Raw genomic sequence first — 20,945 nt, 5'->3', positions numbered from 1 at the left:
AAATTAGATTACTTTCGAATGAAAGTTTTATTGATTTCGATCAGGAAAAGATCAGAAGCCGAAGCTATGATGGCGTCAATGAGATCTGACTCGAATCTGGAGAGCTTTATGGAACTGTATTTAGACACCGCTGATGTCGCCGCCGTTAAACGCCTGGCGCGAGTTTTACCGCTGCAGGGCGTTACCACCAACCCATCAATCGTCGCCAAAGCGGGCAAGCCGCTGTGGGAAGTGTTGCCCGCGCTGCAGGACGCGCTGGGCGGCGAAGGCAAACTGTTTGCTCAGGTGATTGCATCGGGGGCGGACGAAATGGTGAAAGAAGCGCAGCTGCTGACCAGCCGCGTGCCGGGCCTTGTCGTCAAAGTGCCTACGACCGTAGAAGGCCTGGCGGCGATGAAACAGCTGAAAGTGCTGGGTATTCCTACGCTTGGTACGGCGGTTTACGGCGCGGCTCAGGGCCTGCTGGCTGCATTGGCGGGTGCAGAATACGTAGCGCCATACGTGAATCGCCTGGACGCGCAGGGCGGCGACGGTATTCAGATGGTGCAGGACTTACAGCAGCTGCTGACGCTGCACGCGCCGCACGCCAAAGTGCTGGCAGCAAGCTTCCGCACGCCGCATCAGGCGATGTCATGCCTGCTGGCGGGCTGTGAATCCATTACGCTGCCGGTAGACGTTGCGGACCAGCTGCTGACCACGCCTGCGGTCACCGCGGCTATCGCCACCTTTGAAAAAGACTGGCAGGGCGCGTTTGGGTCTTTGACGCTGTAGGATGTTGAACGTCGGGTGGCGCTTCGCTTACCCGACCTACGATTGATTTGGTGATTGTAGGGTGGATAAGCGAATGCGCCATCCACCGGTTTTGCCGCGCTGGAATTAAATCTCCCACGGCGATTTTTTCAAATCGCTGCCGCCCGGCTCCTCGCCGCTCGCAATCTTCAGCAGTTCCGCTTTCAAAATCTCAAGGTTATTGATCGCCGAGTCGCGATCGCCGCCGACCAGAATATCCAGTACCGTATCGATACGTTTAGCAAGCTGCTGCGGGTCCACTGATGGCATGGTGCATCCTGTTGTTGTGCAAAAATGTCCTGCCAGAATAATGCAATTTCCCCGCATTTCATCAACAGATTATTGCGCCGCTTAGAAATATTTCTTCTTAACAAACTAGCTGCGCGCGTGGGCCACCGGCACGTCCGTAATTCTTGTCGTCCACGCGGGCGAAAGCAGGGCGCGCTTCATCTGCCACTCCTGCTGAATCCCCTGGCCTGCGAACCACAGCTTGCCTTTGCCTTCCTGATTAACCTTGTCCACCAGCAGCATCAGAGCATCGCTGTTTACCCGCGGCGCGTAGTCGTCGAATAAATTCAGCTGCGCGACGCCCTGGCTGTAAAAGTCCCCCAGCATCACGCCCGCTTTTTGATAGCGCGGCCCCTGCTTCCAGATTTCATCCAGGCAGCGGGTGGCGGCGGCCATAATGTCCCGCGTATCCTGCGTTGGCGTTAAAAGGCGGGTGCCATGGCTGTTGCCGTAATAGGGCTCGTGCAGATCGAACGGGCTGCTTTTGATAAACGCGGAAACGTAGCAGCAGTACTGATGCTGGCCGCGCAGCTTTTCGGCGGCCCGGGCGGCATAGTTGCAGACGGCTTCGCGCACCGACTCATAATCCTGCACGCGGGTGCCAAACGAGCGCGAGCTGATAATCTCCTGCTTCACCGGAATAAACTCTTCAAAGGCGAGGCAGGATTCCCCGCGCAGCTCGCGCACGGTGCGCTCCATCACCACGCTAAAGTGTTTGCGAATAAACCGTAAATCGGTCTCGGCGAGCTGCAAAACTTTCTCGATGCCCATCGCATTCAGCTTCTTGCCGATGCGCCGCCCCACGCCCCAAACCTCGCTGACCGGCATCAGCGCCATCAGCTTGCGCTGCCTTTCTGGGCTGGATAAATCGACCACGCCCCCGGTTTGCGTCCACATCTTTGCTGCATGGTTCGCAAGCTTAGCCAACGTTTTTGTCGGGGCGATGCCCACGCCAACCGTCAGCCGCGTGCGCTTATAAACGGTTTTGCGGATCTCGCGCCCAAACGCGTCCAGATCGCGAATGCCGGTCACATCGGCAAAAGCCTCGTCGATGCTGTAAACCTCCACGCGCGGGCAAATCTCCTCCAGCGTATCCATCACCCGGTGGCTCATATCGCCATACAGCGCGTAGTTGCTGCTGAAGGTGACCACGTTATGCTTTTTAAAAATCTCCCGCTGCTTGAAGTACGGCGCGCCCATCACGATATTCAGACGCTTTGCCTCGGCGGAACGGGCGATCACACAGCCGTCGTTATTGGAAAGCACCACCACGGGCTTCCCTTCAAGCGTGGGGTCCCAGGCCAGCTCGCAGCTGGCGTAGAAGCTGTTGACGTCAACGAGAGCAAACATTGCGGCGAAAGGTATTAATGACGGTGGTAACCACGCCGACGATGCGCGTATCGTCCTCGTCGGTTAGAGGGATGGCGGGGTAGTCCGGGTTTTCGGCCCGCAGGCGCGGAACGGGGCGCAGTTCGAGGCGTTTTACGGTGAACTCGCCGTTAAGGCTGGCGACGACGATATCGTGGTGGTCGGCCCGCAGGCTGCTGTCGACCAGCAGCAACGATCCGTCGAGGATCCCGGCATCGCGCATGGATTCCCCCGAAACGCGCAGCACATAGGTCGCCGAGGGATGGGAAATCAGGTGTTTGACGAGGTTAATTCCCTCGTCCATATAATCCGCAGCCGGGCTGGGGAAGCCGGCAGAAATACGCTCCAGATACAGCGGAAGGCTGGGCGAGTGCGGGCTGGCATCAATTCTGTACAACATCATTGTCGTTTTCTCATTGGTACTGTTTATATATACAGTATCGCCGAGTGGCAGGCATGATCAAGCCGCTTGCAGGAAGATTCTTAGAAGAGATTGAGATGTGGGGAATTTTAGTTACCGCGGCTAGCCGTACTCCCAGTAAAGCGGCGAGCCGTAAACCTCCACGAAATAGTCGATAACCGTGCGCACGTTCAGCGGCGGGTGGCGCGTATTCGGGTAGATCGCGGCGATAGGCTGCGGCTCGGTTTTTATGGCGGCCTCATAGCCCGGCAGCAGCCGGACCAGCTCGCCTTTCTTCAGGCAGTCGCCAATCAGCCAGTCCGGGAACAACACCATGCCCATGCCGCCCAGGGCGGCGGTAAGCAGCGTCTCGGCGTTGTTAGAGGTAAGCAGCGCCGCCACCGGATAGTGCACCCAGCTCTTACCCGGCAGCCGAAACAGCCAGCGGTTGGCACCGGAAGATCCGCGATAAACCAGGCACTTATGTTTGCCGAAGTCTGCGGGTGCGGCAGGCGAGCCGTGTTTGCGCACGTACTCCGGCGAGGCGGCAAGGTGATAACGCTGGGTGCCAAAAATGCGCGCGTGGAAGCTGGAATCCGTCAGCGCGCCGATGCGGAAAATTATATCCGTTGCGTTGCGATGCGGGTCGATAAAATCGTCGGTTTGGGTCAGTTCGATCTGCAGGCGAGGGTAACGGGACGAAAGTTCGGGCAGCCAGGGCGCAATGTGCCGTTGCCCGAAGAACACCGGCGCGTTAATTCTTATCAGGCCCACCGGCTCCACGTCCCTTTCCAGCAGCGCCTTACGCGCCTCGCCAAACTGTTCGACGATTGTCCGGGCGTAGTCGGCAAACACTCTGCCCGCCTCGGTGGGGATCACCGCGCGCGTATTGCGATAAAACAGCTGCTGGCCGAGCGAATCTTCCAGCTGCAGGATCACGCGCGAAACCATTGAGGCGGAAACCCCTTCACGGCGCGCCACGGCGGAAAAACTCTGCTCGTCAAAGACGCCAATGAAAAAATGCAACGCCCTGAAATTGATAGTATTGGGATCGGTCATTATCACGAATTCTGCAAAGGTGTTTCCTGAATTATACCGTTTTTCATTATTACCCGCTGCTCTATCATCCTCCGCCTGGCTTACCGGAGAACGTTTTTATGCGGCTTTTATTGATATTGCTCGTCGTGGCAGGCGGGATGGGGCTGTCCGTTGAGGCGGGGCTGCTCGGCCCGCTGGGCGGCGAGGTAGGGGATTTATGGGCGACGTTCAGCATCTTTGGCGTAGGGGCGGCGCTCACGTTTCTGCTGATGCTGTTTTTCAGCCCGCGCAACAGCCCGTCGTTTTTTGCGCAGCCTTCCTGGCAGCTGCTCGGCGGCGTGCTTGGCCCGCTTTACGTCATCATTCTGACGGTTGCCGTTCCCGGCATCGGCATCGCGATGACCATGATAGGCATTCTGGCAGGGCAGGTTTTCAAAAGCCTGGTGATTGACCACTACGGGCTGTTTGGTACCGCGCATCGAAAAATAGACGTCAGGCGCATTATCGCGCTGATTTTTATCGTGATTGCGCTGGTTCTTGTGGCAAAAGGCTGAGGTAAAAATGGCTATTTTCTTGATTATACTGGCGGTAATGGGCGGCGCGTTTCTGAGCATCCAGGCGGCAATTAACGGCCAGCTTGGCAGCAAAGTGGGCGTATTTAAAAGCGCGTTTCTGACCTTCTCGGTAGGCGCGTTAATTACCGCGCTGCTGATCTTCTTTTTCGAGCCGAAGCACGCGGTCACGCTGCTGGACGTGCCGAAATGGCAGCTGCTCGGCGCGTTTTGCGGCGTGCCCTACATCGTTATTATGGTGCTGGCGGTGCAGCGTATTGGCACTGCGGTTGCGACCGTCGCCGTTATCTTCGGCCAACTGGCGATGAGCATGCTGATTGACCACTTTGGCTGGCTGGGTAACGAGGCCATCCACTTTTCCGCCACCCGCCTCGGCGCGGTAATCTGCCTGGGCATCGCGCTGTTTTTCATCTACTCAAGCAGCAAGCCGAAAGCGGCCTGATGCCGCACTCCCCCGATGAATATCCGCTTGCTACGCGGCAGCATTGGGGGAACACTAGAGGTCTTTGTACCCGGCCTGCCCGAACTCACGCTATGAACAACAATCTTGACCCCGTCTTCCAGCGCCTGTCGCGCTCCACGTTTCGCCAGCGTTTTCGCCTTGGCCCAAAAGAGCGCCAGTACTGCATCGATAAAGGCCCGGAAACCGTCACCCGCCATGCGGAAGATTTTATCGCCCAGCGGCTTGCGCCCGCGCAGCCGAAAAACGACGGCAAACAAACGCCGATGCGCGGCCACCCCGTGTTTATCGCCCAGCACGCCACCGGCACCTGCTGCCGTGGCTGCCTTGCAAAATGGCACAGTATTCCCGCCGGAGCCGAGCTTTCAGCCGAGCAGCAACGCTATGTGGTAGCGGTGATTTACAGGTGGTTGACGGCGCAGATGACGGGGTAAATTTTGTCGCGTGGCGTTAAGCCTGCCCGACCTGCTTGTGCGCCAGCGCTTTGTTCGCCAACCCGCTTATCCACTCCTGGTGCGCGTTAATCATCGGATTCGGCAGCGCCGAAGCGAGATCGCGGGCAGGCTTACCGTTCTGCGTTTCCTGAGTCAATATGCGCACGCGCCCCTGCGGCAAATCTTCAATCAGCCAGGCGTGATGCACGTCCAGCGCGGTTTGGGCATCCCCTTCAGCCCAGCCGTGCCACGCCAGCCGGCCCGGCAGCCCTTCTGCCGGCGCGACGAACTCCACCACTTCAGCTTCGATGGGGAAGCTGAACGTCGTAAAACGAAACCGCGCGCCCGCGCTCAGTACCGGGCCTGTGCCGTCATAAAAACGAACCTCGGAAACGTTGCTGTAATAGTCCGGCCAGGCGTGGGTATCGGTCAGCCAGCCCCAGACATCTGCGGCGCTAAGTCCGGCAATAATAACTTCATTGGAGGCGAAATTGTCGCTAAAACCTGGGATAAAGCCTTCCGGCCAGTGGATTGCATGCATGGTAAATGTCTCGCTTGTCGTTAATGTGGGGTGAGAATAGGGCGTCGTAAGATATAAAACTAATCGTGAAAACTAATCTCAGATATAATTTAAGATTATAACCAGGAGGAGCGATGCGCGAGCTGCGAAATTTGGATCTCAATTTACTAAAAACGCTGGACGCGCTGCTTGAAGAACGCAGCGTAACGCGGGCCGCGACGCGCCTTTCGGTCACGCAGCCTGCGGTAAGCGGCATGCTGACGCGATTGCGCGACAGTTTTAACGATCCGCTGTTTATCCGCACCCAGCGCGGCATCGTCCCCACGGACCGCGCCCTGCAGCTCGCAGGGCCGGTGAAGCGCATCCTCGACGACGTTGAGCAGATTTTACGGCCCGCGGAATTCGACCCGGCAACGTCAGACCTCACCGTTTCGCTTACCGCGACGGACTACGCGCTACAGGCCATCGTCCTGCCGTTTATCGGTGAGCTGCGCAGGATTGCTCCCGGCATGCGCGTGGCCGTTCGCCCGCCGGAAGACAGCAACGCGCAGCAGCAGCTTGAAAAGGGTGAAATGGATATCGCGATTATGACGACGTACGCGGTGGCCCCGGATCTGCACGCCCGCACGCTGTATGAAGAAAAGTACGTGTGCGCCATGGGCGGGCATCATCCGCTTGCCGGTCAGCCCGCCATTACGCTTGATGAGTTCTGCGCGTGGGATCATGCGCTGGTGTCGTGGAGCGGCAGTGAATTTAACGGCGTGACCGATATCGCGCTACAAAAGCTCGGCTATCGGCGGCGGGTGAGTTTATCGGTACAAAGCTTTTTGTTTCTCAAAGAGGTCTTGCGCACCACCGCTTTGATTGCGGTCGTGCCGGCAAGGCTTATAACCCCCGGCCAGGATATCGTCACCCTGACGCCGCCGCTGGCGATACCCGGCTTCACCAAAGTTGCCGCATGGCACGAACGCACCCATCAGGATGCGGCGCATCGGTGGGTCAGGGAGGTGTTATTCGAGAGCTGCGGGGAGATAAAGTAAAAGCGGAACCCTGGGGTTCCGCTCGGTATCACTACTGGAACGTATAGCTCAGATTGACGCCCACGCCGTAGTTGCGGCCGGGCGCGGGTTCGAAGTAGCGCCCGTTGCCTTCGTTAACGATGACCGATCCGACATAATCGCGGTCGAACAGGTTGTCCACGCGTCCCCAGACGTCCAGCAGCCAGCTTTGCTGAATGCGGAACTTGTAGCCGCTGTTCAGCGAGGCCACGGTGTAGGTTGGTGCTTTGGCATCGTTCTCGTCGTCGGCCTGAATATCGCTCATATAGCGCACGTCGGCCCCGGCGTAGAAGCCTTCTTCCGGCGCGTATTCCAGCGCGGCGTAGCCCATATTACGGGCGATGCCCGGCATGCGGTTGCCTTTGCAGCTGTCTTCGCCGCAGACGTTGGTGCGGTAGGTGGCGTCCAGATAAGTCCACGCCATTTTCACGCGCCAGTCGTAGGCGAACTGCTGATCGAGCGACAGCTCCGCGCCGCGACGGCGGGTTTCACCGGCGTTTTTGTAGGTGGTGCGGCCGCCGCTGCTTTGGTCGGTCACGATCTCATCGTCGGTATCGGTCTGGAATACCGCTGCGGTAAACAGGCCGTTGCCGACGCGGGTTTTGCTGCCCACTTCAATCGTGTCGCTGGTGGACGGTTTCAGGCCGAAGTTCAGCCCGGACTGGCCGTTGTCGCGATAGGAAAGTTCGTTGATGGTCGGCGTTTCAAACCCGCGTCCTGCGGAGGTGTATACGTTCCAGGCATCGGTGATCGCGTATTTCAGCGAGGCGGCAGGCAGCCACTTGTGGTAGCTCGCGTCGCCGCTGTCGTCGCCATTTTTGCCGACGATGTAGTAATCGTTGGAGTCGAAGTACACCGAGCTAAAGCGCACGCCTGCGTCCAGGCTGAGTTTATCGGTAAACTGCCACGCGGTTTGCAGATACGGATCCACGTTCCACATCAGGTTGCGCTCGTTGCGGCGCAGATCGCCTTTCTCGCCCAGCACCGTGGTGCCGTTTTCCACCACGAAGTTCTCGTAGCCCTTGCGCTTCTCGGACATGGTTTCGTAATCAAGCCCCGTCGTGAAGCTCACCGGCACGGAAAGCAGGTTGCCGCGGTGCGTCCAGCGCGAGTCGATACCCTGATAGTGGCGCGAAAGCTGGATCACGCCGCCGGGGTGCGTCGGGTTAAGCTGCGGGGCAACGGGAATGGACTGGTACTGCGTGGTTTCGCGCTCGCCGGCGTAAACCATCACGCTCAGGTCGTCGTTCGCCGTAAGCTGGCGCTCGTAGTGCAGGCCCGCCTGGGTTTGCTTGGTGGTTTTGCGCGTGTCGTACTGATTGGCGCGCGGCGACTGGGTAGGGTTGTCGTGCCATTCCTGCTCGGTCAGGCCGCCCGGATCGTTGGCGTCGATGTCCACGCTGTTAAACAGGAAGGTCAGCTTGCTGGCCTCGTCCAGACGCACGCCAAGCTTGGCGTTGCCGAGGTTTTTCTGCGCGCTGCTGTGCTCGCGGTAGCCGTGGGTGGTAAAGCGCGAGGCGGAAACCGAGTAGTCAACGTCGCCCGCGTGCGTGCCATCGCCGGTTGAGCCGCTTGCCTTCACGCTGTTACGCCAGCTGCCGAAACTGCCGTAATAAGTGCTCGCCTCAAGGGTTGGCGGCTGCGTGCCGGTAGTGGTGGTGACGTTAACCACGCCGCCGGACGAGTTGCCGTACAGCGCCGAAAACGGCCCACGCAGCACCTCGATGCTCTCCACGCTGTTGATATCAATGTTGGACGTCTGCCCCTGGCCGTCCGGCATGGTCGCCGGAATACCGTCCACGTACATGCGAATGCCGCGCACGCCGTAGGTGGAACGTGACCCGAACCCGCGAACGGAAAGCTGTAAATCCTGCGCGTAGTTCTGGCGGTTTTGCACCTGTAAACCCGGCACGCTGCTCAGGCTTTCCGAGAGATTCACGCGCGGCGCGGCCTGGCGCATATCGTCGCCGTTCACCACGCTGACGGCGGCGGGCGTATCCAACTCGGATATCCCACCGGGTGTAGCGGTCACCACCATCGTTTGTTCGTTATTCTGCGGGGTCTCTGCCGCTACGACAGGCGCGGCCCATGGCGTCAGCGCCGGGATCAGAAGAAGGGGGAGCGTGGACTTTCCGTGTGCATTCATTTTCATCAGAGCAATTTTCATCAGGTGAGAAGGGCGAGCGTCCAGACGAACCATCTGGAACATTTTCGGCATATGTTAATACTTATGGCGAAAGTTTGAAAACTGTAAAGGCACTTTACGTTAACGCAAAGTAAAGATGGCGGGGCGGGATAATGCAAGCCGGTGCGCTAATCGGCCGGCCTGACAACCGGCCCGGAGGCACTTAGCGGAGCTTTGTGATTAAAGAAATTTATGCAGCGCGGCCAGAATATCGGGGCGCTGGAGCTGGGCAACCATCCACGGGCTGTAGGCGGCAGGAATCGCCTTCACACCGGCAAGAACCTGCTCAACGGGCACCCAGACGTAATCCATCACCTCATCGGCGTTGGGATGCGGCTGGGAAGCCGCGCGGGCGAAGAACACCGGGCAGAACTCGTTTTCAACGATGCCGTTGGCGTCGGTGGCGTAATACTGAAACGACCCGTCGATAAGCGTTGGCGATTCAATAGCAAGGCCCAGTTCGTAACCGCAGCGGCGGGAAACGGCGTCCGCCATGGCTTCATCCGGCAGAGGGTGGCCGCAGGCCGAGTTGGTCCACACGCCGGGCCAGGCGATTTTGCCGATGGCACGGCGGGTGAGCAGCAGTTCGTTTTTTTCGTTGAAAAGATAACAGGAGAAAGCGAGATGCAGCGGGGTGGCGGCGGTATGGACCAGTGATTTTTCCATGGTGCCGGAGACGTTTAAATCATCATCAAGTAGCAGCACGTATTCGGTAACGGCAGTCATATCAATTCCGGTTAAACCTGGGGTGCTACCGCCCGGCATCAGGCGGTAGCGGCAATTTATCAGCTCTTCGTAGAATCCGCTGGCGTGAGGGTATCAGACGGGGTTTCTTCGTGATGCTCGTGAACCTGGCTTGCGATTTCGTTGACGCGTTTACGCGCCCCGAACCAGCCAAGAATCAGGAGTATAGCAATCACAGGTATCGAGGCTATGGTATATGTGCCATTCGGGTAATCGAACGCCATCAGCACCAGCACGCTGACCAGGAACAGCAGCGTCAGCCAGGAGGTGAACGGCGCGCCCGGCAGCTTAAAGCTGACGTCTTCCGCCTTGCCCTGCCTGATGGCCTGGCGCAGCTTCATCTGGCAAACCACGATAAAGCCCCACGAGGCGATAATCCCCAGCGACGCGACGTTAAGTACGATTTCAAACACCTGCGAAGGCACGTAGTAGTTCAGCACCACGCCAATCACGTAAATGCCAAGCGTCACCAGAATGCCCGCATACGGCACCTGCTGCTTGCTCATTTTCGACATGAACTTCGGCGCGGAACCGCCCATCGACATGGAGCGCAGGATGCGGCCGGTGGAGTACAGCCCGGAGTTGAGGCTGGAGAGCGCGGCGCTCAGCACCACCATATTCATGATATCGCCGATGTACGGCACGCCAAGCTTCGAGAAGAAGGTGACGAACGGGCTTTGTCCGGCCTGATAGGCGTTCCACGGCAGGAGCAGAACCAGCAGCACCACGGAACCGACGTAGAACAGGCCGATGCGCCAGATAACGCTGTTGATCGCTTTCGGCACCATGTTTTGCGGATCTTTGCATTCGCCCGCCGCCGTGCCCACCAGCTCAATGGACGCAAAGGCGAAGACGACGCCCTGCACCAGAACCAGCGCAGGCAGCAGCCCGTGCGGGAAGAATCCGCCGTTGTCGGTTATCAGGTGGAAGCCGGTGGTGTTGCCGTCGAGCATTTTGCCGCTGCCCAGAAACACCGTGCCGACCACCAGAAACGCGACGATCGCCAGTACCTTAATCAGCGCGAACCAAAACTCCATCTCGGCGAACCACTTCACGCCGATCATGTTCATGGTGCCGACAATCGCCAGCGCGCCAAGGGCAAACACCCACTGCGGCACGTCGCCAAACGCGCCCCAGTAGTGCATATAGAGGGCCACAGCGGTGATATCGACAATGCCGGTCATCGCCCAGTTAACAAAGTACATCCAGCCCGCGACGTAGGAGGCCTTCTCGCCGAGGAACTCGCGGGCGTAAGAGACAAAACTGCCGCTGGAAGGGCGGTGTAAAACCAGTTCACCCAGTGCGCGCAGGATGAAGAAAGAGAAAATACCGCAAACCAGATAGACCAGCGCGAGCGCCGGGCCTGCCATCTGCAAACGCGCCCCGGCGCCCAAAAATAGCCCGGTGCCGATAGCGCCGCCGATGGCGATCATCTGTACCTGACGATTCCCCATCGCCTTGTGATAGCCGGAATCATGCGAGTTGAGCCAGCGCCTTTTGGCCGCGCGGTGCTCAGCCTCGGTTTTATGCTTTGTTTTCATTGATAATCCTGTGATTTCTGTGTTGTTCCTGCTTGCCTCGAACGTTTTAACACCAAAAATTGCCTGCCCTGTAGTTTGTTAAATCGCGGGCATGACGAAAATCGGCGATGAATCCTGGCAGGTTTGTCTTCAGGATGTCTATTTGTTTTTGCTGAAAATTCTATGTCTGTGGGCGTTCAGAAGTTAGGGGGATTCGTCTTTGCACAATGCCTGGCGTTATTGACTGAAAACAACGTCTATTGAGGCTGGTTCTTGGGGAGTAATTAACCTGATGCGAAGACTCTACGTACTGCTAATACAAGCGCGGGAAAAGTTGCCAGGCAACAATTTGCGGCTGCCGTAGCGGCAACCGCGTACATTTACTCCTGATGAGATTTACTGCGAACGTATAGAGCGGCAAGTAGCCAGATCAGTAATCCGTTAATGAATGCTGATGAGATAAACATTATTATGCCATAAAGCTCGTCCCACTGATGTCCCTGAATTAGTCCCGTATAATCCGTAATCCTTGTATAAAGCCATCGTTCCGGAACGGCGACATAAAATGTTGAGACAGTTACGCAATATAACGCGCAACCAGCGAGCCAAAGCAACGCGAGTTGGAGGGGTTTTAGCGTCATTTAATAAACCTGCACGGTGCCATAAGCCCGCCCCGACCGTCCAACCATCGGCGGAATAATCATCATAAATCTCCTTTTATTAATTAATCCTGTTAAAGCTCCGTGTAATACTTATTGCGCACTGTTGAATGCTGTACAAAAGAACCATTATTAAATTTGGATATGTTCCAGGTTATTTAATAACCCCAAGGAATGCTAATTTTAAAGAATAACAAAGTGAATATTCGCAGGAAATAAAGCGCCACGCAAAAGGGCCATTAAAAATTCGTGATGTCGTACATTCGAATTTAAAGCTGACAGTGTGCTAACGTTGTCCCCACTTACGGCAACAGATAACAGGAAAGATCGGCAGATGAAACGCGAAGCGCTCTTTGAGGCTGTATTAGACAAATACCAGGTTGAACCGGACTACCCGTGGCAAAAACTTAGCGATTACGCGGTGCTGCGGCACAGGTTCAAAAAGAAATGGTTTGCGCTGGTGTACCGTATTGAGCCTGAAAAGCTGGGCCTGCCGGGGGAAGGGAGCCTTGAGGCGATGAACGTTAAAGTTCAGCCCGAGCTGCTGGGCTCGCTGCGCATGCAGCCCGGCATTTTGCCCGCCTACCACATGAATAAAGAGCACTGGGTCACGGTGCTGCTGGAAACCGTTCCCGCCGAGGACATCCTCAGCCTGATTGACGAAAGCTATCGGCTAACGCGCTGAGCTGGCCCAAACGGAAAAAGGGGAAAAGATGAACCTGCTGAATTTCACCCTCGCGCAGATTGAAGCCTTCGCCTGCGTTTGCGAATGTGGAACGCTCACCCAGGCGGCGCGAAAGCTGAAAAAGGATCGCACCACCATCAGCGAGCTGGTGGACTATCTCGAACTGGATCTTGGCTATCCGCTGTTTGATCGATCCACGCGGCCGCTGACCCTAACCGACGCCGGGCAGCTGCTTTACCGCCAGGCGCGGCTGTTTTTACACGAGGCGCAGGCGTTCGCTCAGATTGCCCGGCAGATCCCCCAGCAGCTCAGCACCCACGTTACGCTGTGCTATGACCCGTTTACCCCGCGCGACTATCTTTTCCGTCTGACCCGGCTGCTGCGCGGGCGCCAGATCCAGCTGGACCTGATTCTGTGTGAGCGCGGGCAGGCGGAGCAGTGGCTTGAGGAAGGGCTTGCGGATATCGGTATTTACCAGGCGATGAACCGCTCGATCAATGACAAACTGCAGTGGCGCGCCGTCGGCAGCATCGCGCTTGCGGTGTATGCGAAAGAGGGATTTTTCCCCGTTAAGCCGGTAAGTTCTTTGCAGCTTGCGTCATGCACGCAGCTGATACCCTTCCAGTCCATGCCGCCGTGGCTTGCCCAGCGCCTGCAAATCGCCGACCGAACCCTGCGCGTCAACGAAATGGCGATGCTCGAAAAGCTGCTCTGCGCGGGCGACGGCTGGGCATTTTTGCCGGTGCATTTTGAGGCGGAAAGCTGGGAAAACGTTGAACGAATCGAAACGGAGTTTGGCGATTCGGGCCTGGCGCACCCGCTGGTGGCGCTCTCCAGGCCCGGCCATATCGCCCAGCCGCTGCTGGCGCAGCTGTTAGATGCGATGGGCGAGGCGTGGTCTACAAAAATCCAGGCCGGGCAAGCGTAAGCGCTACCCGACACCGTGGCGCTTAATCAGGCCAGCTTCTCTTTCTGCTTGCCGAACGAGCGTATCGCGTCGAGCGGCCCCATCCCGCTCAGGGTGAACACCGACAGCACGGTAAACGAAAGGGCGACCAGGCCGAGCACCAGATACGCGCCGTGGAAGCCCACCCTGTCATACATATAGCCCGCGAACACCGACATAAACATCATCGCCAGCTGCTTGAAGAAGCAGAAGCAGACCAGATAGATGGTGGCGGAAAAACGCACCTCAAACTGGCTGGTGATGTACTTAAAGCAGCCGACAATCAGGAACGGGATTTCGAACATGTGCAGCGTTTTTAGCACGATCACTTCCAGCGGCGTGGAGGCGAAGGACGAGCCGATAATCCTCACCGACATGATAGCCCCGGCCAACAGCAGCGCGTTTTTGCCCCCGATGCGGTTCACGATAAGCGGCGCGAAGAACATAATGCAGGCGTTGAGCAGCTCGCCCATGGTGGTGACGTAGCCGAACACCCGCGTGCCCTGCTGGTTGGAGTCGAAGAACGAGGTGAAGAAGTTGGCGAACTGCTGGTCGAACACGTCATAGGTGCAGGACACGCCCACGACATACAGCGAAAGGAACCACAGCTTAGGGTTTTTCAGCAGCTCGAGGGCAAGGCGGAAGCTAAACGGCGAATGGTTAGCGCCCAGCGAGTCGGCAACCTCGGCGGAAGGCTGGGTTTCCGGTTTGGCGATAAACAGCAGGACGGCGAGGATCACCGCGCAGCCCGAGCCAAGCCAGAAGACAAACTGGTTATTGATGGTGAACATGATGCCGACAATCGACGCGCACAGCGCCCAGCCGACGCAGCCAAACAGGCGCGCGCGGCCAAATTCAAACGAGCTGCGGCGGCTCACCTTCTCGATATAGGCCTCAATCGCCGGTGCGCCACCGTTGTAGATAAAGCCCAGGTAAATCCCGCCGACGATCGACCCCAGCAGAATATTGGCCTGCAGCAGCGGCCCAAAAACGTAGATAAAGAACGGGGCGAACATCACCAGCATACCGGTGATGATCCACAGCAGGTGCTTGCGCAGCCCTAATTTGTCCGACAGCAGCCCGAAGACCGGCTGGAACAGCAGCGAGAAAAACGAAATGCAGGCGAAGATAATGCCGGTGTCGCTTTTGCTGATGTGGTTGATGTCGTGCAGCCAGATCGGGAAAAACGGGAAGTAGGCGCCCATGATGAAAAAGTAGAAGAAAAAGAACAGCCCAAACATCCAGAAATTCGTATTTTTCAGGTAGTACATGAGGTTTATCCTTAGGGTAAGAGCGGGGCAGACTGGCCAGGCCTGCCCGGTCAAAAACGCGGTGCTTAACGACGCACCCAGCTCACTGCATAATGATATTGTTGTTTTTCAAGCAGATATTCAGGCGAAACGCTTGGGCTCCACGAATCATCCCCGCCCACGCCCATATGGAAGCCGTCGATGTTCAGCCAGCTTCCCGCTTCGGGCGTAAGCAGGTGGCGATGCGAGGTTTCCCGCAGCTGCCGCTGGCTATAGCGGCCGATGTTGAAGTGGAAGTTCCCGCGCCATTCGTTTGCGCCGTAGGCCAGCCGCCGCGTATCGCAGCGCAGCCCGTTTTCGGTTGGGAAAACGTACGGCGTGTACATCTCTTCAAGCGGCAGCTGCCAGCGGTCGAACAGCGCGGAGCTTTTGCGATCCGGGTAGTTCTCATGCGGGCCGAGGCCGAGCCAGCTTACGTCCGGCTGTACTTCGGCAAGCTGGCAGCTCAGCCCGATGCGCGCCGGGGCAGGCGTACCGTAGGCGATGTCGACGTCCACGTTGATATGCAGCTCGCCCGCGTCGTCGATGCGGTAGGTTTTGCGGCTGATAAACAGCGTTTTGCCGCCGTGCGTCCAGCGGTGCGCGGTGCGAACCTGCACCTCGCGCGCCAGCGGCTGGGCATCAACGCTTAACAGTTCGCATTCCAGCCCGTACATACCGGCGGCCTTCCAGCGCTCAACCCAGGCGTTCGGGTCGATGCGCGTGGCTTCGCTGACGCCAATGTCGTTGTCCAGCGGCGCGCGGGTAAAGCTGTCTTCAAGCGGGGAGAGCAGCGCGGGCTCGCCGTCCTGCCACCACTGCGTCAGCAGGCCGGACTCGCGGCTAAAGGCCCAGCGGTGGCTGCGCTGGTGGATTTCAAAACCGTCCGGCGTGGCCTCCAGGCGCGGCGCCTCGCCGCCGTTTGTTATCTCGGGCAGCGCCAGCAGGCCCGCAAGCTGCCACTGATCCCACGCGCAGATGTGTCCGGCGTCGGACCAGGCGGTCGCCTCTATCTGCTGCACCTGCACCGTCAGCCACACGTCGCCGCTGCGGGCCATCTCCGGCAGGGCATCAATTTCAACCGTCTGTTTGCCCTGCGGAGCGATGTCCAGCCGCGCCTCGCCCTGCGCCAGCACGCTGCCGTCCTGTTTGACCGTCCACAGCAGGCGTTCGTTATCGCTCGCGCGGAACAGGTATTCGCTGGCGATCTCAACCTTCAGCGGCGTTTCGCGCAGCAGCGCGAACTGGAAAAACTGCTGCGCCTGCTTGGCCTCGTACAGCGCCGGATGCGGCGTGCGGTCGGCAAACACCAGGCCGTTCATGCAGAACTGGCGATCGTTCGGCGTATCGCCAAAATCCCCGCCGTAGGCGCTAAACGGCTGGCCGCTTTCGTCCCGTTTAATCAGCGACTGATCCACCCAGTCCCAGACGAAACCGCCCTGCAATTTGGGGTGCTGGCGGAACGCTTCCCAATATTTATGGAAGCCGCCGAAGCTGTTGCCCATGGCGTGGGCGTATTCGCACAGAATCAGCGGGCGGTTCTCATCCGGCATGCCGATCCATTTTTTAATCGACCATTTCGGCACCTGCGGGAACGGCTGATCCTGGTCCACGCGGGCGTACATCGGGCAAATAATATCGGTGGCCGCGCTGTTCGCGCCGCCGCCTTCGTACTGCACCGGGCGGGTTGGGTCGTTGGACTTAATCCAGCGGTAAAGCGCGTCGTGGTTGGCGCCGTGCCCGGATTCATTGCCCAGCGACCAGATGATTATCGACGGGTGGTTGCGGTCGCGCTGCACCATGCGCGTGACGCGTTCGGTCATCGCCGGGAGCCAGACGGGATCGTCGCTCAGGCGGTTCATCGGCACCATGCCGTGGGTTTCAATGTTGGCCTCATCGACCACGTACAGGCCGTACCGGTCACAAAGGCGGTACCACATCGGGTGGTTAGGGTAGTGGGAGCAGCGCACGGCGTTAAAGTTGTGCTGCTTCATCAGCAGGATATCGCGGCGCATGGTTTCAACGTCCATCACCTGGCCGTTTTCCGGGTGGTGCTCGTGGCGGTTGGTGCCGCGAATCAGCAGCGGCCTGCCGTTTAGCTTAAGCAGCCCGTGGGAAATCTCCACCTTGCGCACGCCCACGTCGCAGGCTTCCGCCTCGATGACCGCGCCATGGTCGTCCTTTAAGATCGCGACGAGGCGGTACAGGTTCGGCGTTTCGGCGCTCCACAGCAGCGGGCGTTCAACCGTCAGGCGAACGGTGGTGCGGTCGCTATAGGCTCCGCGTTCGTCGATAATGTCGCTGCCGATGGCCTGCTGGCGCTCGGCTATCGGCCTGTCTCCCAGCCATAGCTGGACGCATACCTGACAGCCCGCGTCGCCTTTTACCGCCACCAGCGTTTCCAGCTCGGCGCGGGTGAAGTCCTCGTTGAGATGGGTTACCACGCGCAGGTCGCTGATTTGCGCCTGCGGCTTGTGCAGCAGGGTGACGTCGCGGAAGATGCCGCTCATGCGCCACATGTCCTGGTCTTCCAGATAGCTGCCGTCGCTCCAGCGCAGCACCATCACCGCAAGGCGGTTTTCCCCGGCCTTCAGCACGGCGCTGAGGTCAAACTCTGACGGCAGGCGGCTGTCCTGCGCGTAGCCAACCCAGCAGCCGTTGCACCACAGGTGAAAAGCGGAGTTCACGCCGTCGAAGACAACGCGCGTCTGGCCGTCTGCCAGCCACTCGGCGTCGATATTAAATGTGAGCGAGTAACATCCGGTGGCGTTTTCTTCCGGAACGAACGGCGGGTTCACCGGAATCGGGTAGGTGACGTTGGTATAAATCGGCGCGTCGTAGCCCAGCATCTGCCAGTTTGACGGCACCTGAACGGCGTCGGCACCGTTGAGATCCTGCTCAATCCAGCTTTCCGGCACGGCTTCCGGACGGGAAAAATAGCTAAACTTCCAGCTGCCGTTAAGGCTGCGCAGGCGCTGGGAGGGTTCGTCCCTGCGCGCCTGTTCCGGGCTGCGCCAGCTGGCGAACGGCGGGTGGGCGGGAAGCTGGTTTAGCTGGGTGACCGCCGGGTTTTCCCAGTCGCGCCGGGCCAGTACGGAAGCCAGAGTAGAAGCAACGGTGCCTGCTTTGATCGTCATATCTCATAGTCCTTGATTGATTTGCGAAGCGCTCACAATTTAAAAGCAATATGATTTTTCCCCGCCGGGGTGTAAAGCAGCAGGGTGACATTAGGTGATGTGACTCACAGATTTAGGGCTTTTGTATAACGCAGGGGAATGGATTGGGCAGGCTAGCCGAGGCGCGAGACCTGGCGGGCAAGGGCGGTTAACGCATCGGCAAGCGCCTGAGCAGAAGGGGTGCTGGAGCCGGGAGCCGCCGTGGTTTTACGCTCAACAAGCGTAACCGGCAGAACCTGCGGCTGGTGCTGGGCATTCGGCTGGTGGATGAGTTCCAGCAGACGATCGACGCTGGCTTTGCCGAGCGCGCGGAAATCCTGCTTGATGGTGGTGAGCGGCGGGATAAAGCAGGCGCTGTCTTCGGTATCGTCATAGCCGACGACGGACACCTCGGCAGGCACCGACAGCCCGTGTTCCGACAGGGCACGCAGCGCGCCGAGCGCCATCTGATCGTTGGCGACAACGATGGCGGTGGGCGTTTTCCCGTCGCGCAGCAGGCGCGAAACCTGCTCGTAGCCGGACAGAGAGCTCCAGTCGCCTTCCATTATCGCCATCGCCTCCAGCCTGTGCTCCTCAAGGGTTTGCTTCCAGCCTTCAAAACGCAGGCGAGCGGAAACCGAACTTAGCGGCCCGCAAAGCAGGGCAATTTGACGGTGGCCCAAATCCGTAAGGTGTTCAACGCCCAGGCGCGCGCCCGCGTACGGGTCAAAAATAATGGTGTTGGCCCCCAGATCCGGGGCGACGTCCAAAAACAGCGTCGGCACGCCGCCGCAGGTTTCCTGCACCGCCTTCGCGTCCGCGTTTTCCAGCGGGATATTGACGATTAGCCCGTCAACGCGCTGCGACAGCAGGCCGTTAACCGCGCTCTTACAGGCCGCAAGCCCCGGCTCCTCAATCATGGAAATCACCACGTTGAAGTTCATGCCGCCCGCCTGGGTTTTGATGGCCGCGACGATCTGCGAAGGGGCGTGGAGCGAAAGGTTGGTGGTGGCAAGGCCGATGGTCTGGCTCAGCTTGCCGGCGAGCTGCTGCGCCACGCGGTTGGGCACGTAGTTCAGCGCGGCCATCGCCGCCTCGACCTTCAGGCGCGTTTTTTCGGAAACGTGGCTCGCCTGGTTGATGACGCGGGAGACGGTCTGATAGGAAACGTCGGCATATTCAGCCACATCGTAAAGCGTTACTGACTTGGGTTTCATGCCGGGTTTCCTTATCGCTCTTAAAGTCCGGGGCTATTCTACACTTAATCACTTTAGACAGGAGAGCATCATGTACAAACTCTACGGTGCGCCGGGGTGCGGCTCGGCGATTGTCGAAATCATGTTCGTGCTGACGGGCGAGGCCTGGAAGTGGAAAAACGTTGAAGGTTTTGAACAACCTGGCCCGCAGCGTGACGCGCTGCTGGAGCTGAACCCGCTCGCGCAGGTGCCGACGCTCAGGCTGGAAGACGGCAGTATCATGACCGAAACCGCCGCCATCGCCCTGATGCTGCTGGATAAACATCCCGAGCTGGCCCCGCCGCCGGACACGCCGGAACGCCAGCGGTTTTACCGCCTGCTGGTCTGGCTTGTCGCCAACGTTTATCCCACCTTCACCTACGGCGATGACACTTCCCGCTGGACGCAAAGCGGTGAAGAAGAGCTGCTGGCGAGCACCAACCGGTATCGCGAGCGGCTCTATCTGTGGCTGGAGACGCAGCTTGGCGACGGGCCATACATTTTTGGCGAAAAAATTAGCCTGCTGGACGCTTATCCGGCGGTAATGATTAACTGGCGGCCCCGGCAGGCGTGGTTTGAAAAGCACACGCCGAAGCTGTACGCCATTGCACAAAAGGTGCGCGAGGACGAGCGCCTGCGGGAAGTGCTGAGCCGCAACGAACTGCTGTGATCGCACCATCGATCATGTGCAGGCCACGCCATCCTTTATAGTAAGGACAACTCCACCGTAACGGAAAATGTCCCATGGCTTTTGACCTGAACGCTTACCTGGCGCGCATCCATTACACCGGCCCTTACGCGGCGGATCTGCCGACCCTGCGGCGGCTGCACCTGCTGCACGCCTGCGCCATCCCGTTTGAAAATCTGGACGCGCTGCTGGGCCGCCGGATCCTGCTCGACGACGACAGCGTGTTCGACAAGCTGGTCACCGCCGGGCGGGGTGGCTACTGCTACGAGCAAAATGCGCTGCTGCGCCGGGCGCTGCTTGAAATCGGTTTTGCCGTCGAAGACCTGGCCGCGCGCGTGTTGATTATGCGTCCCGCCGAGGTTCCCGCCCGCACGCATCGCCTACAGCTGGTGACCGTCGGCGCGGAGCGTTATTTGGCGGACGTGGGCTTCGGCGGCAAAACGCTGACCGCGCCGCTGCGCTTCGAGCCCGATCGCGAACAGGCCACGCCGCACGGCGTTTACCGCGTGACGCGCCTCGAAGACGAATATCTTCTCAGCCTGCGCGAAGGCGAGGAGTGGCTGCCGCTGTACCGTTTCGATTTGCAGCCGCAGTATTTTGCCGATTACGAGGTGGCGAACCACTATGTGGCGACGTGGCCGGATTCCCACTTCCGCCATCATCTGATGGGCAGCCTGCACGCGCGCAACGGCGGCAGCATTACCCTGAGCGACCGCCAGCTTACGGTTAACGGCGAAAGACGGGAACTGCCGGACGCCGGGGCAGTGTACCGGGCGCTTCAGGAAAATCTTGGCCTGCGCCTTGATTCGCCGACGCACGGCATCGACGTTGAATCCTTTAACCGCATCTTCTGTAGTTGATATCATCTGGTTACGCAGATGTAATGCAGTAGTAAGAAATCAAACCCGCATT

General features: G+C 58.7%; 20 protein-coding genes. 9 read left to right on the top strand and 11 right to left on the bottom strand.

Annotation, left to right across the window (positions count from 1 at the left end):
- The first annotated feature begins 108 nt into the window (after nucleotides 1–108).
- Nucleotides 109–771 (top strand): fructose-6-phosphate aldolase, encoded by a 663-nt coding sequence (gene fsa, locus ACSPHG_RS13055; protein ID WP_435953959.1) that lies wholly within the window; start codon nucleotides 109–111, stop codon nucleotides 769–771.
- 105 nt (nucleotides 772–876) lie between these two features.
- On the opposite strand, the gene yciZ is transcribed toward fsa, so the two are convergent.
- The 4 genes from yciZ to ACSPHG_RS13035 form a co-directional block, all read right to left on the bottom strand.
- Nucleotides 877–1,059: a protein YciZ/DeoL gene (gene yciZ, locus ACSPHG_RS13050; protein ID WP_435953958.1), complete on the bottom strand. Its 183-nt coding sequence runs from the start codon at nucleotides 1,057–1,059 to the stop codon at nucleotides 877–879.
- A 105-nt stretch (nucleotides 1,060–1,164) separates the two neighbouring features.
- Entirely contained in the window at nucleotides 1,165–2,427 is a 1,263-nt protein-coding gene (gene umuC / locus ACSPHG_RS13045) for a translesion error-prone DNA polymerase V subunit UmuC (RefSeq protein WP_435953957.1), read from the bottom strand.
- Nucleotides 2,411–2,848 (bottom strand): translesion error-prone DNA polymerase V autoproteolytic subunit, encoded by a 438-nt coding sequence (umuD, locus tag ACSPHG_RS13040; protein ID WP_435953956.1) that lies wholly within the window; start codon nucleotides 2,846–2,848, stop codon nucleotides 2,411–2,413. The genes umuC and umuD overlap by 17 nt, the downstream gene beginning before the upstream one ends.
- Before the next feature lie 120 nt (nucleotides 2,849–2,968).
- On the bottom strand, nucleotides 2,969–3,904 hold the full coding sequence (locus ACSPHG_RS13035) for a LysR family transcriptional regulator (RefSeq protein WP_435953955.1): 936 nt from the start codon (nucleotides 3,902–3,904) through the stop codon (nucleotides 2,969–2,971).
- Between the two features lie 98 nt (nucleotides 3,905–4,002).
- Between ACSPHG_RS13035 and ACSPHG_RS13030 the strand changes: the two genes are divergently transcribed.
- The 3 genes from ACSPHG_RS13030 to ACSPHG_RS13020 all read left to right on the top strand — a co-directional run bounded on the left by ACSPHG_RS13030 (nucleotide 4,003) and on the right by ACSPHG_RS13020 (nucleotide 5,349).
- Nucleotides 4,003–4,437: a DMT family transporter gene (locus ACSPHG_RS13030; RefSeq protein WP_435953954.1), complete on the top strand. Its 435-nt coding sequence runs from the start codon at nucleotides 4,003–4,005 to the stop codon at nucleotides 4,435–4,437.
- A gap of 7 nt (nucleotides 4,438–4,444) precedes the next feature.
- A complete protein-coding gene (locus tag ACSPHG_RS13025) occupies nucleotides 4,445–4,897 on the top strand; it encodes a DMT family transporter (RefSeq protein ID WP_435953953.1) in 453 nt (150 codons plus the stop codon).
- Nucleotides 4,898–4,989: 92 nt separating this feature from the next.
- Nucleotides 4,990–5,349, top strand: coding sequence for a DUF4186 domain-containing protein (locus tag ACSPHG_RS13020; protein ID WP_435953952.1), 360 nt, complete (start codon nucleotides 4,990–4,992; stop codon nucleotides 5,347–5,349).
- 16 nt (nucleotides 5,350–5,365) lie between these two features.
- Here the strand turns inward: ACSPHG_RS13020 and ACSPHG_RS13015 are convergent, their stop codons facing one another.
- On the bottom strand, nucleotides 5,366–5,890 hold the full coding sequence (locus tag ACSPHG_RS13015) for an SRPBCC domain-containing protein (protein ID WP_435953950.1): 525 nt from the start codon (nucleotides 5,888–5,890) through the stop codon (nucleotides 5,366–5,368).
- 113 nt (nucleotides 5,891–6,003) lie between these two features.
- Between ACSPHG_RS13015 and ACSPHG_RS13010 the strand changes: the two genes are divergently transcribed.
- A complete protein-coding gene (locus ACSPHG_RS13010; protein WP_435953948.1) occupies nucleotides 6,004–6,909 on the top strand; it encodes a LysR family transcriptional regulator in 906 nt (301 codons plus the stop codon).
- A 31-nt stretch (nucleotides 6,910–6,940) separates the two neighbouring features.
- Here ACSPHG_RS13010 and pqqU read toward each other — a convergent pair whose 3' ends face one another.
- From pqqU to ansP, 3 genes are all read right to left on the bottom strand, one after another.
- Nucleotides 6,941–9,079, bottom strand: a complete 2,139-nt coding sequence (gene pqqU, locus ACSPHG_RS13005; protein ID WP_435956014.1) for a TonB-dependent receptor PqqU — start codon at nucleotides 9,077–9,079, stop codon at nucleotides 6,941–6,943.
- 213 nt (nucleotides 9,080–9,292) lie between these two features.
- The gene (idi, locus tag ACSPHG_RS13000) at nucleotides 9,293–9,838 is read right to left on the bottom strand and encodes an isopentenyl-diphosphate Delta-isomerase (protein ID WP_435953946.1); all 546 of its coding nucleotides are present in this window, start codon (nucleotides 9,836–9,838) and stop codon (nucleotides 9,293–9,295) included.
- Between the two features lie 59 nt (nucleotides 9,839–9,897).
- Nucleotides 9,898–11,397 carry an L-asparagine permease gene (gene ansP / locus ACSPHG_RS12995; protein WP_435953945.1) on the bottom strand — a complete coding sequence of 500 codons (1,500 nt, stop codon included), beginning with the start codon at nucleotides 11,395–11,397 and terminating at the stop codon, nucleotides 9,898–9,900.
- Between the two features lie 972 nt (nucleotides 11,398–12,369).
- On the opposite strand from ansP, the gene ACSPHG_RS12990 reads away from it, so the two are divergent.
- Together ACSPHG_RS12990 and ACSPHG_RS12985 are read left to right on the top strand one after the other, a co-directional pair.
- Nucleotides 12,370–12,720, top strand: a complete 351-nt coding sequence (locus ACSPHG_RS12990) for an MmcQ/YjbR family DNA-binding protein (protein WP_435953944.1) — start codon at nucleotides 12,370–12,372, stop codon at nucleotides 12,718–12,720.
- A gap of 28 nt (nucleotides 12,721–12,748) precedes the next feature.
- On the top strand, nucleotides 12,749–13,648 hold the full coding sequence (locus ACSPHG_RS12985) for a LysR family transcriptional regulator (protein WP_435953943.1): 900 nt from the start codon (nucleotides 12,749–12,751) through the stop codon (nucleotides 13,646–13,648).
- Between the two features lie 26 nt (nucleotides 13,649–13,674).
- On the opposite strand, the gene ACSPHG_RS12980 is transcribed toward ACSPHG_RS12985, so the two are convergent.
- The 3 genes from ACSPHG_RS12980 to ACSPHG_RS12970 all read right to left on the bottom strand — a co-directional run bounded on the left by ACSPHG_RS12980 (nucleotide 13,675) and on the right by ACSPHG_RS12970 (nucleotide 19,327).
- Nucleotides 13,675–14,937, bottom strand: coding sequence for an MFS transporter (locus ACSPHG_RS12980; RefSeq protein WP_435953941.1), 1,263 nt, complete (start codon nucleotides 14,935–14,937; stop codon nucleotides 13,675–13,677).
- A 65-nt stretch (nucleotides 14,938–15,002) separates the two neighbouring features.
- The gene (locus tag ACSPHG_RS12975) at nucleotides 15,003–18,092 is read right to left on the bottom strand and encodes a beta-galactosidase (RefSeq protein WP_435953939.1); all 3,090 of its coding nucleotides are present in this window, start codon (nucleotides 18,090–18,092) and stop codon (nucleotides 15,003–15,005) included.
- Between the two features lie 152 nt (nucleotides 18,093–18,244).
- Entirely contained in the window at nucleotides 18,245–19,327 is a 1,083-nt protein-coding gene (locus ACSPHG_RS12970; RefSeq protein WP_435953937.1) for a LacI family DNA-binding transcriptional regulator, read from the bottom strand.
- A gap of 70 nt (nucleotides 19,328–19,397) precedes the next feature.
- On the opposite strand from ACSPHG_RS12970, the gene ACSPHG_RS12965 reads away from it, so the two are divergent.
- Both ACSPHG_RS12965 and ACSPHG_RS12960 read left to right on the top strand, forming a co-directional pair.
- Nucleotides 19,398–20,015 carry a glutathione S-transferase family protein gene (locus ACSPHG_RS12965; RefSeq protein WP_435953936.1) on the top strand — a complete coding sequence of 206 codons (618 nt, stop codon included), beginning with the start codon at nucleotides 19,398–19,400 and terminating at the stop codon, nucleotides 20,013–20,015.
- A gap of 74 nt (nucleotides 20,016–20,089) precedes the next feature.
- Nucleotides 20,090–20,893 (top strand): arylamine N-acetyltransferase family protein, encoded by an 804-nt coding sequence (locus ACSPHG_RS12960; protein WP_435953934.1) that lies wholly within the window; start codon nucleotides 20,090–20,092, stop codon nucleotides 20,891–20,893.
- Nucleotides 20,894–20,945: the final 52 nt, after the last annotated feature.

The sequence above is a fragment of the Dryocola baronae genome (assembly GCF_051297175.1).
In the GTDB taxonomy this organism is placed as follows: Bacteria; Pseudomonadota; Gammaproteobacteria; order Enterobacterales; family Enterobacteriaceae; genus Dryocola.
The sequence above is the reverse complement of the archived record's forward strand: the minus strand, read 5'-3'. Positions and strand labels throughout refer to the sequence as shown.